This is a genomic window from Bifidobacterium felsineum (assembly GCF_002802915.1).
Taxonomy (GTDB): domain Bacteria; phylum Actinomycetota; class Actinomycetes; order Actinomycetales; family Bifidobacteriaceae; genus Bifidobacterium; species Bifidobacterium felsineum.
The window spans coordinates 467,148-479,662 of record NZ_PEBJ01000001.1 but is presented as its reverse complement, the minus strand read 5'-3'; the positions used below and the strand labels follow the sequence as shown (position 1 = coordinate 479,662).

11 protein-coding genes are annotated in these 12,515 nt (G+C 57.2%); 1 reads left to right on the top strand and 10 read right to left on the bottom strand.

Features of this window, described 5'->3' with window-relative positions:
- Positions 1-100 precede the first annotated feature (100 nt).
- The 3 genes from rplL to CSQ86_RS01875 all read right to left on the bottom strand — a co-directional run bounded on the left by rplL (position 101) and on the right by CSQ86_RS01875 (position 2,162).
- A complete protein-coding gene (gene rplL / locus CSQ86_RS01890) occupies positions 101-484 on the bottom strand; it encodes a 50S ribosomal protein L7/L12 (protein ID WP_100493428.1) in 384 nt (127 codons plus the stop codon).
- A 105-nt stretch (positions 485-589) separates the two neighbouring features.
- A complete protein-coding gene (gene rplJ, locus CSQ86_RS01885) occupies positions 590-1,111 on the bottom strand; it encodes a 50S ribosomal protein L10 (RefSeq protein WP_033890556.1) in 522 nt (173 codons plus the stop codon).
- Positions 1,112-1,445: 334 nt separating this feature from the next.
- On the bottom strand, positions 1,446-2,162 hold the full coding sequence (locus CSQ86_RS01875) for a hypothetical protein (protein ID WP_100493427.1): 717 nt from the start codon (positions 2,160-2,162) through the stop codon (positions 1,446-1,448).
- Positions 2,163-2,518: 356 nt separating this feature from the next.
- Here CSQ86_RS01875 and CSQ86_RS01870 point away from each other — a divergent pair, with 356 nt between their 5' ends.
- Complete coding sequence (locus CSQ86_RS01870) at positions 2,519-3,913, top strand: NCS2 family permease (RefSeq protein ID WP_100493426.1); 1,395 nt, start codon at positions 2,519-2,521, stop codon at positions 3,911-3,913.
- A 507-nt stretch (positions 3,914-4,420) separates the two neighbouring features.
- Here CSQ86_RS01870 and pstB read toward each other — a convergent pair.
- From pstB to CSQ86_RS01835, 7 genes are all read right to left on the bottom strand, one after another.
- Positions 4,421-5,200 (bottom strand): phosphate ABC transporter ATP-binding protein PstB, encoded by a 780-nt coding sequence (gene pstB / locus CSQ86_RS01865; RefSeq protein ID WP_100493425.1) that lies wholly within the window; start codon positions 5,198-5,200, stop codon positions 4,421-4,423.
- 35 nt (positions 5,201-5,235) lie between these two features.
- On the bottom strand, positions 5,236-6,228 hold the full coding sequence (gene pstA, locus CSQ86_RS01860) for a phosphate ABC transporter permease PstA (protein ID WP_165773700.1): 993 nt from the start codon (positions 6,226-6,228) through the stop codon (positions 5,236-5,238).
- A complete protein-coding gene (gene pstC, locus CSQ86_RS01855; RefSeq protein ID WP_100493424.1) occupies positions 6,228-7,184 on the bottom strand; it encodes a phosphate ABC transporter permease subunit PstC in 957 nt (318 codons plus the stop codon). The genes pstA and pstC overlap by 1 nt, the downstream gene beginning before the upstream one ends.
- Before the next feature lie 204 nt (positions 7,185-7,388).
- A complete protein-coding gene (pstS, locus tag CSQ86_RS01850; protein ID WP_100493423.1) occupies positions 7,389-8,519 on the bottom strand; it encodes a phosphate ABC transporter substrate-binding protein PstS in 1,131 nt (376 codons plus the stop codon).
- 310 nt (positions 8,520-8,829) lie between these two features.
- Positions 8,830-9,537, bottom strand: a complete 708-nt coding sequence (locus CSQ86_RS01845; protein WP_165773699.1) for a response regulator transcription factor — start codon at positions 9,535-9,537, stop codon at positions 8,830-8,832.
- Positions 9,538-9,718: 181 nt separating this feature from the next.
- Positions 9,719-11,038, bottom strand: coding sequence for an ATP-binding protein (locus CSQ86_RS01840; RefSeq protein ID WP_100493743.1), 1,320 nt, complete (start codon positions 11,036-11,038; stop codon positions 9,719-9,721).
- A 158-nt stretch (positions 11,039-11,196) separates the two neighbouring features.
- Complete coding sequence (locus tag CSQ86_RS01835; protein WP_100493421.1) at positions 11,197-12,510, bottom strand: MFS transporter; 1,314 nt, start codon at positions 12,508-12,510, stop codon at positions 11,197-11,199.
- Between the last annotated feature and the right edge of the window lie 5 nt (positions 12,511-12,515).

Below are 12,515 nucleotides of genomic sequence, written 5' to 3'. Positions count from 1 at the left end.
GATTATGGTGCAAATGCGGAAAACCCCGCAACCTGATTGCTCAGGTGCGGGGTTTCGCAAGCTATCGAAAGCTCGTGATTTGCGGCTTATGCCGCCAAAATCACTTGAGCTCGACGGTGGCGCCAGCCTCTTCCAGCTGGGACTTGGCCTTCTCGGCGTCTTCCTTCTTGGCCTTCTCGAGGATGGTCTTCGGAGCGCCGTCAACCATAGCCTTGGCGTCAGCCAGGCCAGCGTTGGTGATGGCCTTGACAGCCTTGATGACCTGGATCTTCTTGTCGCCGACAGCGGTCAGGACGACGTCGAACTCGGTCTTCTCTTCTTCCTCAGCGCCAGCGCCAGCAGCCGGAGCGGCAGCAACAGCGGCGACCGGGGCAGCAGCCTCGACGTCGAACTTCTCTTCGAAGGCCTTGACGAACTCGGAGAGTTCGACGAGGGTCATTTCACCAAAAGCTTCCAGGAGCTCTTCGTTGGTGTACTTAGCCATGATGGCTTCCTTTCATTCTGGCGGCGGTCTACTCGACTTGGTGGACGCACCGTCTCAATGTTTTGTTTGTTTTCCGAATTATTCATGCGGCAAGCCGCATGGAAATCAAGCTGCCTTTTCCTGCTTCTCGCGCAGAGCGTCGATTGTACGCACAGCCTTGGTCGGCAGAGCGACGAACAGGTAAGCGGCCTTGGCGGTAGTGGCCTTGAGGTCGCCGGCAAACTTGGACAGGAGCTGCGGGCGAGACATCATGTCTGCCAGCTTCTTCGCACCCTCGCCGTCGTAGACGGTGCCATCGGCATAGCCGCCCGAGATAACGAGAGCCTTGTTGGTCTTGGCAAAATCACGCAGGACCTTTGCAGCCTCAATGAAGTCGCCCTTCACGAAGGTGATGGCGGTCGGGCCCTTGAGCAGGTCGTCAAGACCCTCAATGCCCGCTTCCTTGGCGGCAATACGTGCCAGCGTGTTCTTAGCCACAGTGTAGGAAGTATCGCGGCCTAGCTTTTCGCGCAGTTCGGAAACCTGCGGAACGGTAAGCCCGCGGTACTCGGTCAGGTAGACAGCGTCAGCGTTACGGAACTGTTCCGTAAGCTGTGCGACCACCGCTTCCTTTTCGGGCCTCTTCATGGCGTTCCTTCCTAAATCGGCCGTTGATTTGAAATCGGAACGCTCGGCTGGGCAATAAAAAAGCCCTGCACGCAGGCAGAGCAACATAATCTCGTGAAGTGACTTGCACGAGCCCTTTACGGGCTTACATCTCTCAACCTGCGTTGGCTTGGCGAACCAAACTTCGGAAGCGCACTCACGCGCACTTCAACCAACGGTCTGTGGTTTACGGTCTGATAATTTACGTATGACCGACGACAATGCACCCTTCGGCGTGTCGCAATCCATACGCCTTTTCTCACTAAACGTACGCTGACTAACCGTCAGTGTACGTTTAGTGAGATTTTCGAATGCATTATAAAGTGGCGGCGTATTGGGCCACCGAAGCGGTCACTTCCTTTAAATAATCCAGCGAACGGCGCCAATGACCCGGAACCTCGATTGAATGGTTGGCATCCGGGTATTCATGCACGTGCGGGGTCAGCGCGTTGGCTCGAATGCGGTCATAGAACGGATCGGCGGTACCGGCGCAAATCAGCGGGGCGGGACCGTTGTACCGAGAACCACGAGCATGCGAGCCACCGGCATGCTCCGAACGAATCACCTGAGCTGCCTCATCCACGCTCGGCGCTTCGTCCTCGCCGACAATGTCATCGCCAACTGCCGGCACCGGAATCACACGGGCCGATGGATCGAAGTCGGCATGATGAAGCACCGGAGTCAACAGTACGAACGGCAACCCATAGTGGGAAGCCACATGCGGGTAAGTCATCGTGGTGAGCGACTTACCGATAAGCAGCAATCGCTCGCAATCCACCGATTCAACCCAGCCATCAATGGCATTGTTCAGCACTGGAATCACAGTCGACAAATCATCCGAGGCGTTGCGCACATTCATGCGGTCGATGCGCCAACCGTTCTCGGCCAAGGCCTGCGCAGCCCAGTACAGCAGCGGACGATCGCAGTTGTATCCGGTACCTGGCATCAGCAGCACACGACCATGCTCCTGCCCCGGCTTCACCGTGTTCTTGCGCCACGAAGTAATGCTGACTTCCACTGGTGTTTTCGCCATGTTCCACCTCTTGTCCTCAATCCCCTACCGTACTTTTCGCGCGATATGCGCGCAAAACGGTCTCAATCCACCCATTCCGCGCACGTTTCGCGCGGAAAGTGCGCAAAAACGTACGAATACTCCTGCTTTCCGTACTTTTCACGCGAAAACGCAATAGATGACTTCAGTGTAACTCGGCTTTCACACCGCGGTTTCACGATATATGCACCGGTTATAATCAACGATGGTTCTGATCGGGTGGATGCGCCGAACGCGCGCGGCCAGGCCGATCAGGGCGAGTCGCAATTCTCGCCGGGGCAACCGGAGCGCATCAGCTCACGCGCCAAGCCCCGCACAACCCAAGGAAGTAGAGAGTAATGGAGAAGTTCTTCCATTTGAAGGAGAACAACACGACGGTTTCGACCGAAATTCTGGCCGGCCTGACTACGTTCTTCGCAATGGCGTACATCATCGTCGTCAACCCGCAGATTCTGTCTCAGACGGGTATGCCCTGGGGCGGCGTATTCCTCGCCACCATCATCGCAGCCATCATCGGCACCTTGGTTATGGGTCTGTTCGCCAACGTGCCTTACGCACAGGCAGCCGGCATGGGCCTCAACGCATTCTTCACCTACACGGTGTGCTTCGGCCTGGGCTTCACCTGGCAGCAGACCATGTGCATGGTGTTCCTGTGCGGTTTGATCAACATCCTCATCACCGTCACCAAGATCCGCAAGATGATCATCATGGCCATCCCCGAGGTGCTGCAGCAGGCCATCGGCGGCGGCATCGGTCTGTTCGTAGCATATGTGGGCATGCTGAACGTTGGCCTTATCAAGTTCACTCCGGGCGACCCGAAGGCCGCCGCCAAGGGTGGCGCCGTGGCCGCCACCCCAGGTCTCGCCACCTTTAACGACAAGGTGCTGTGGGTCTTCCTCATCGGCCTCGTGCTGGCCATCGTGTTCACCGTAATGAAGATCAAGGGCGGCTTGCTGCTGGCCATCGCCATCACCACCGTGATCGGCATTCCGTTCGGCGTGACCAACTTCGGTTCCTCCGTTTCCATTTCCGAGACCTTCTCCCAGCTGCCGCAGACCTTTGGCGCAATCTTCACCGCCGACGGCTTCCCGGCATTGTTCTCTGACCCGGCCAAGCTGCCGCTGGTTATCGTGACCATTTTCGCCTTCTCGATGTCCGATACATTCGACACCCTCGGCACCTTCATCGGCACCGGCCGTCGCACCGGCATCTTCTCCGCAGCCGACGAAGAGGCCCTGGAGAACGGCCACGGATTCTCCTCCAAGATGGATAAGGCCCTGTTCGCCGATTCCATCGCCACCTCCATCGGCGCTATCTGCGGTACCTCTAACACCACCACCTACGTGGAATCCTCTGCCGGTATCGCCGCCGGCGGTCGCACTGGTCTGACCTCCGTGGTTGTGGCCATCTGCTTCGCCCTGTCCGCCTTCCTGGCTCCGGTTATCTCCGCCGTGCCATCCGCCGCCACTGCAGGTGTGCTGGTGATTGTTGGCTGCATGATGGCTGCTTCCCTGAAGGAAGTCGATTGGGCCAACATCGATGACGCTATTCCGGCGTTCTTCGCCGCCGTGTTCATGGCCTTCTCCTACTCCATCTCCTACGGCATCGCTGGCGGCTTCATCATGTACTGCATCGTGAAGACCTGCAAGGGCAAGGCCAAGGAAGTGCACCCGATTCTGTGGATCGTCTCCGCACTGTTCATCCTGGACTTCGTGTGCATGGCGATTCTGTAATGTGCACGATTGTGAATCGCTAGCAATCGCGCTGTAGCAGCATTACAAGGCTGGACTCCTCATCGAGTCCAGCCTCTTTTTATCTCGGCAGTAACAGCAAACGATTGATTCTGGAAGCGGGACAAAAATCGTGCCACAACATTGGGCATGGAACGATTTCAATGGATTGTGCCACGGCCCTCAATGCACAAGGAACTATGTTCCGCCATTCTCCTTGCCACAACAGGTTCGAATTGGCAGGATTTCAATGATTGTGACAAGAATAATTGTCACGACTGTCATGAAACCAAAGAATCAGTAAGTTGTACCGCTGTATATTGTCACAACAGCAGCGTCGGACGATTAGTTATAAAGATTGTGCCAAACCGTTGAAACCGCACAAGTCCTAGCAAGCCCTCGAAGAGCGCCTGCTCACAAATACGGGAAGGTCCCGCATGGAATAACCATACGGGACCTTCTCATATTCAAATCTTCGTACGGCATAATTACTGCCGCACGAAGAAACGATCAGCCGAAGCGGCCGGAGATGTAACGCTCGGCTTCTTCGTTCTGCGGGTTGTTGAACATCGTGGTGGTGTCCGCGAAGTACTCGAGGTGGCCAGGCTGGCCAACGGCCTTCAGGTTGAAGAAGGCGGTGTAGTCGGCGATACGGGCTGCCTGCTGCATGTTATGGGTCACAATCACGATGGTGTAATCGTCCTTGAGCTCGTTGATCAGATCCTCAACGGCCAGGGTGGAAATCGGGTCGAGTGCGGAGCAAGGCTCGTCCATCAGCACGACCTGCGGGTGCACGGCCACAGCGCGGGCGATGCACAGACGCTGCTGCTGACCACCGGAAAGACCGATACCCGGGTTATCCAGACGATCCTTAACCTCGTTCCAGAGGTTAGCACCGCGAAGAGCCCACTCAACCAGATCGTCGGCGTCGGACTTGCTGATGTGCTTGTTGTTCAGACGCACACCGGCGAGCACGTTCTCGCGGATGGACATGGTCGGGAACGGGTTCGGGCGCTGGAAGACCATGCCGACGTCACGACGGACGGACACAGGATCCACGTCCTTGTCATACAGGTTCTTGCCCTCGAGCAGCACCTCACCCTCGACGTGAGCGCCGGGGATGAGCTCATGCATGCGGTCAAGCGTGCGCAGCACGGTGGACTTGCCACAGCCAGAGGGGCCGATGAAGGCGGTGACCTTGTTGGCCTCGATGTTGATGTTCACATCTTCCACAGCAAGGAAGTCGCCGTAGTAGATGTTCTCGTGGTTGACGTCAATACGTTGTCCCATGATGTTTCCTTTATTTCTTGACTTTCCAGTACGGCTTAGCGCTCGGTCTTGACGGCGAAGATCTTAGCCACCAGACGACCGATGAGGTTGAGCACCAGCACTACGACGATCAGCACGAGAGCTGCGGCCCACGCACGTTCCATCGGAATGGTAGGCACGCAAGCTGCAGTGGCGTTGGCCGGGCAGTTGGCGGAGAGCTTGGAGTACTCCTGGTAGACGTACACCGGCAGCGTGGTCATCTGGCCTGCGAACAGGTTGACGTTGGTGCTGGCGATGTAGCCTGCGGTCATCAGCAATGGTGCGGTCTCACCAATCACACGAGCGATGGCGAGGATGCAGCCGGAGACGATGCCCGGCAATGCGGTACGCAGCACAATCTTGGTGATGGTGCGCTGCTTGGTGACACCCAGCGCCAGAGAGGCTTCACGAAGATCGTTTGGCACGATCTTAAGCATCTCTTCGCAGGACTTCACCACGGTCGGCAGCATCAGCAGGGACAATGCCACGGAACCTTCGAAACCGTTGATGGTACCCGGTCCGAACACGATGGTGAACATTGAGAATGCGAACAAACCAGCGACGATGGAAGGAATACCACTCATCACATCGACCAGCAGAGAAACAGTCATGGCGAGCTTGCCACCGTGAGCGTACTCGACAAGGTACACAGCGCACATGATGCCGATCGGGATGGAGATGAGCATTGCGCCACCGGTAATCTCCAGCGTACCGATGATGGCGTGCAGCACACCGCCGTAGCCACCGGACGGAGTCGGGTTGCCGCCGACCACACCAGTCATGTTGTAGGTCAGGAAGTTCAGGTTCAGACGCTTAAAGCCATTGACAATGGTGGTCCACAGCACGGAAACCAGCGGGATACAGGCAATCACGAAGGCCAGTGCGATAAGACCGGACATGAAGTAGTCCTTGCCCTTACGGTACTGCTCGGAGGAGCGCGTAGGGCGGAACTTGTCGAAGTCGATGACGGGTGCGCCGTCCAAGTTCTTCTTCTTGGTTTCTTCAGCCATCAGACACCCGCTTTCTCAGTGATCTTACGAGCCACGAAGTTCACGATGAAGGTGATGAGGAACAGGATCAAACCAGTTCCAATCAGCACGGACACACCAAGATCGTTGGCTTCAGGGTACTGGGCGGCAATGTTGGATGCGATTGCGTTGCTCTGAGAAGCCTGCAGAATCTTGATGGAGTAGCCGGTAACGCTCGGGGAAAGAATCATCAACACAGCCATCGTCTCACCGAGTGCACGGCCAAGAGCCAGCATGGAGGCGGACACGATGCCGGAGCGGCCGAACGGAATAACGGCAAGCTTGATCATTTCCCACTTGGTGGCACCCAAGCCGTAGGCGGCCTCCTGCTGAAGGGTCGGGGTCTGCAGGAAGATATCACGCGACATAGAGGTGATAATCGGCAGCACCATGACGGCGAGCACCACAGCCACGGTGGCGACAGTACGCTGCGGGTTGGCGGCTGGGCCTGCGAACAGAGGGAACCAACCGAGGTGGTTGGCCACCCAGTTCCAGAACGGGTAGATGGCGGGCACCAGAATCAAGCCGCCCCACAGACCGTAGATAACGGAAGGAATTGCGGCGAGCAAATCGATGACATAGCTCAGACCGGTGGCGACCTTCTTCGGTGCGTAATGGGAGATGAACAATGCGATGCCGATGGACACGAAGAATGCAATGATCAGGGCCAAGATGGAGATAAGCACAGTGCCGAACAGCAACGGCAGCACATAGCCCCAGAAGTTGGAGACCTTGCCACCAGTGAAGCTGGAGATAACGTCGCTGTTGGCCTTCTGATCACCGCCGATAAGCGGCCAGGCGCGGAAGAAGAGGAAGAGGAACACGGCAGCAAGCACTACAAGGATCAGAATGCCGCAGGCGTATGCCACACCACGGAACACCTTGTCGGCGGTTTTGCCGCCCGATGGTGCGAGAGCCGTTTTGTCTTGCGAACTCACGGGTTCTCCTTAACGAAGATATTGGTAAGGATGTAAGGATTGGTGGTCAAAAAGCTTGCAAAACCGTATGCCCCTTGACCCACTTTGAGCCGCAGCCGTATTGCTTACGACTGCGGCTCAAAGTTCAGACCGAAATGGTCTTCTTTAGTTATTTAGTTATCGGAACCAACCAGTGATTCATGCGGTTTTCTTGAAACCGTCTGCTCACTTGGTCTTGATGGCTTCGATGGACTTGGAGATCTGAGAGGTCAGACTGGACGGCAGCGGAGCGGAGCCGGCAGCATCCTGAGCGGCCTTCTGGCCTTCGTCGGAGGTGACGTAGGTCAGCCAAGCCTTGGCGAACTCAGCCTGCTTGGTGTCCTTGTAGGCCGGGCAGACGATGTCGTAGGAGACCAGGACGATTGGGTAAGCGCCCTTGGCTTCGGTGGCGTGGTTGATCTTGACAACCACACGGTTCTCGCCCTTGGCGGTGTCGTCGAGCTTGGAGTCCTCGATGACCTTGGAGCCAGCCTCAGCGGAAATCGCGTTGTAGGAGTCGCCAACCTTGATGGCAGCGGTACCGAGGTCACCAACCTGGGAGAAGTCAGCGTAGCCGATAGTGCCGTCAGCCTGCTTGACGGTGGAGATCACGCCGGAAGTACCCTTAGCACCCTGGCCAACCTCGTTCGGCCAGTTCTCGGAGAGGTCGTAGCTCCAGGCGTCAGGAGCCTGATCCTTGAAGTAGGAGACGAAGTTCTGGGTGGTGCCGGACTTATCGGAACGGTGCACCACGGTGATCGGGGTGCTCGGCAGCTTCAGGTCCTTGTTCTGATCCTGGATAGCCGGGTCGTTCCAAGTGGTGATTTTGCCGTCGAAGATCTTGGCGGCGGTGGTGGCATCAAGGTTGATGTGCTTGCCAGCGTCGGAAACGCCCTTCAGGTTGAAGACGATGGCAATCGGGGAGATGTAGACCGGCACGTCGAAGGCCTGGCCGGAAGCGCAGACAGCCTTGGACTTGGCGATGTCGTCATCGGAAAGAGCCTTATCGGAGCCAGCCCAAGCGGTAGCGCCGGTCAGGAAGGTGGTCACACCAGCGCCGGAACCAGTCGGGTTGTAAGCGATCTTGGCGTTCGGGTTGGTGCCCTGGAAGCCAGCGATCCAAGCCTCGACAGCAGCCTGCTGGGAGGTAGCGCCAGCGCCCTGGAAGTCGCCGGAAATCGGAGCGGACTTGGTGGTGTCGCTGGAAGAAGAGTTGTCGCCAGTGGAAGCAGTGTTATCGCCGCAGGCAGCGACGGTGGCAAGCATCGCGATGCCGGACAGAGCGGCAAGGGAGCGAACGAAAATGTTCTTCTGCATAATGTTTCTTATTCCCTCTATCAATAAATCTCGGGCTATGTTCACGACGTGCACAAGGCCCGGTCATTTCGTGACAACTACAAGCCTATTTGCGTTGGAGGGAGCGCTATACCGAAATCAGTAAACAGAAGATGAACACTTGCTGATATATGAAACTACGTAAATACTACGTAGTTTATGAACGCGCGAGACAGCCGAAACACAGTGCACGCCCAAGACAGGCGCTGGCTCACATGCAATAATGGGAAAGCGGCCTATCAGACCGCTTTCCCATCGCATTTAAGGAAGAATACCCCCCTGAGATATGCCCCTACTGCTCTGCCGGGGTATCGATTTTATAACCCAAGCCACGCACGGTAGTCAGATACTTGGGATGAGCTGGATCTTCTTCGATCTTGGAGCGCACGCGCTTGACGTGCACATCCAGAGTCTTCGTATCCCCGACGTAATCCGAACCCCAAATACGGTCGATAAGCTGGTGGCGGGTCATCACGCGACCCTTGTTTTGCATCAGGTATTCCAGCAGCTCGAATTCCTTCAGCGGGAAGAATACCGTTTCGCCGCGTACCGTGACCTGATGCTGGCCAACCTGCATCGAAATATCGCCGCATACCAGTGGAATATCGTCATCCACGGAACCTGCGGCCTGAGCCGTGACCTGATTGCGGCGCAGCACGGCGCGAATGCGGGCCAGCAGCTCACGGAAGGAATACGGCTTGGTCACGTAATCATCGGCACCGATTTCCAAACCGACTACCTTGTCGATTTCCGCACTTTTGGCTGTCAGCATGATGATTGGCACTCGGCTTTGCTCGCGAATGCGGCGGCACAGTGCGGTGCCATCGATTCCCGGCAGCATCAGATCAAGCAGCACCAAATCGATGCCGCCTTTGGTGAACAGCTCCAAGCCTTCCTCGCCGGTGGCAGCAGCAGACACGTCATACCCCTCGCGTGTAAGTTGGTAGACCAGTGGTTCGCGATAGGATTCCTCGTCTTCGACGATAAGAATGCGTGTCATAGTGGCCTTTCTCGGGTAGGTGCCCGTTCGCGTAAGCGCAAAATTCTCAGATACCATCGTAACCATTCCCTCTTCGTTGGCCTGTCATTTGCCTAAAGTACGTAATTTCCGGTTATCCACTACACCGCATCATCATAGTGAACCGTGATGTTGTGCGCTTGTGACGAACCTCCGCCAACACTCACTGATCGCCGTGCTTGTCTTCCTTGGCCTTGGTCGCCGGCTGCGTATCCTTCTGTGCGGCGGCCGGCAGCTCGATAGTGAATGTCGATCCTTCGCCCTGCCTGGACCATACCGAAATACGACCGCCGTTCTCCTGCACGCAATGTTTGGTGATGGCCAATCCCAGACCGGAGCCGCCCGTCTGACGCGAACGCGCAGGATCGACGCGATAGAAGCGCTCGAATACGCGATCCAAGGATTCCTCCGGAATGCCAATGCCCTGATCGACCACGCGAATAGTGACCTTGCCGTTGCGTGCGGCCACATCGACGGCGACCGTGGTGTGTTCGGGCGAGTAATGGATGGCGTTTTCCACGAGATTCTTCACGGCCGTCTGCATCGCGTCGGCGTCGGCGAGGATGGTGAGGTTCTTGCCGGCTTCGACATCCTCCTCAGTCGCATCTGTGGAGTCAAGAGGCACAGCACGCCCGTTGGCGTTCAAGCGAATATCCACGTGATGGGCTTCGGCCTGCACCTGGTTATCCGAAATCGCGGCACGGGCCACGGCCAGTGCCGAGATCCGCTTCGTATCGCTCATGCCCTGCGAGCTCTGCGCGCGTTGCAGATCGATCAGATGATGCACCAGCTCCGTGAGACGAGCGGATTCCTTGGAGATTCGCCCGGAGAAGTAGCGCACGGCGTCCGGATCATCAGCGGCATCAGTCACAGTCTCGGCAAGCAGGGAAATCGCGCCGGCCGGCGTCTTCAGCTCATGCGACACGTTGGTCACGAAGTCACGCCGCACGGCTTCGAAACGACGCTGCTCGGACATGTCACTGATGAAAATCGCATACAGATCATCGCCGACATCTCCGATACGCACACGCAAATATCTAGTATTCGAGGGGCGCAGCTGACCTGCTTCAATGCCTTTGCCGGTAAGCGATGGGAACGGACCACGGTCCAGCGGTAGCTGCACCTCACGTTCACGTACACCGCCATCGGATGCCGCCTGGGTCAGAATATCCTCGACTTCACGTGAATTGATGCGTTTGCCTGAGACCAGGCCGAAGGGCACGGACCCCGGAGAGGCATAATGCACGAGACCGTTGCGGTCGGTAACAATCAGCGCTTCCGGCAGCACTTCAATCAATCGGCGCTCGGTAGGACGCACAGGCACATCATCACCAAACAGTGACTTCGCATCTTCATCGGAGGCGAAGGCCTCCTCCGCTGCGGCTCGGCCCGAAGCCCGCCCCTTGCCGTATGAGATGACGATGGCCCATGCCAGGGCCAGTGCCAGCAGCACCACAATCACTATGAATTGCCAGATACTCATGGTTTCAAGAGTAAAACGCACTTGACGTAGCACTCACATCAAACTACGTAAGTTCGCCTATTGTTCATTTGCTTATCGCCCATCAATAGCGACCAATAGCAACCAAAAAAGGCGTCACCCTTGCGGATGACGCCTTGGCATTGGCTTAAATCAAGCGATCACAGCTCGTAATCCTTGTCCTTGCTTTCCTTGATCAGGAACAGGGCGAGCAGTGCGATGGCAGCCATGATGGCCATGTACCAGCCCACACCGGCAACGCCGAACTTGGAGGAGACCAGAGCCTGAGCGATGGTCGGAGCGAAAGCACCACCGAAGATGGCGGCCAGGTTGTAGCTCAGGCCAGCGCCGGAGTAACGCACATGCACCGGGAAGAGCTCAGGCAGGTAAGCGCCGCAGGGGCCGAACAGACCACCCATAAGCACGAAGCCGACGCACAGGAAGATCATGATGTGCGCTGCGGAGTGCACCAGCAGCAATGGGGTGAAGAAGCTGAACACCAGCGTACCGAAGGTCACCAGCATGAGAACCTTCTTGCGGCCCACTTTGTCGGCGTAAACGCAGGAGACAACGATGAAGATGGCGAAGAAGACCACAGAGGTCATCTGCATGAGCAGGTACTCGCCCTGGGTGAACTTCAGGCCCTTGACGCCATAAGCGAGGGACCAAGTGCCGAGCACGTAGAACAGCGTGTAGGTGATACCCATAGCAACGGTACCAAGCAGAACTTCCTTGGTGTACGGCAGCAGGTCGCGCAGCGGGTGCTTGGAAGTACGCTTCTCCTCGGAGGCCTTGCGGAACACCGGGGTCTCGGACATACGAGCACGCACGTACAGACCGATGGCCACCAGCACTGCGGAGCACAGGAACGGGATACGCCAGCCGAAGGCCACCATCTGCTCCTGGCTCAGGTTGGATTCGAGCAGCAGGTTCAGGCCGTAGGCGCAGAAGAAGCCAATCGGAGCGCCGAGGTTCGGGAAGGAACCATACAGAGCGCGCTTATCGGCCGGAGCGTTCTCCGTGGCCACCAGTGCGGCGCCGGACCATTCACCGGCGAGACCGACGCCCTGGCATGCACGGCAGATGCACAGAATCACCACAGACCAGGCGCCGATCTGATCGTAGCCAGGCAGGCAGCCGACCAGGAAGGTGGCGATGCCCATGGTCATCAGGGCGATAACCAGCGTCTTCTTGCGGCCCATCTTGTCGCCGAAGTGGCCGAACAACATGGAGCCGAACGGACGGGCGAGGAAGGAGACGGCGAAGGTGACGAATGCCATCAGCGTGGCCAGCGCCTGGTTGGACTTGGCGACTTCGGTGAAGAACACCATGCCGAAGTAGCTGGCGGCTGCGATGGAGTAACAGTAGTTATCGTAGAATTCGATGGCCGTGCCGACCATGGATGCGGCGATGATCTCAGGAACCGAATCCTTCTTCACCGGTTCCTTGGTGGCCGCAGTAGCAGTTGCAGACATAATCC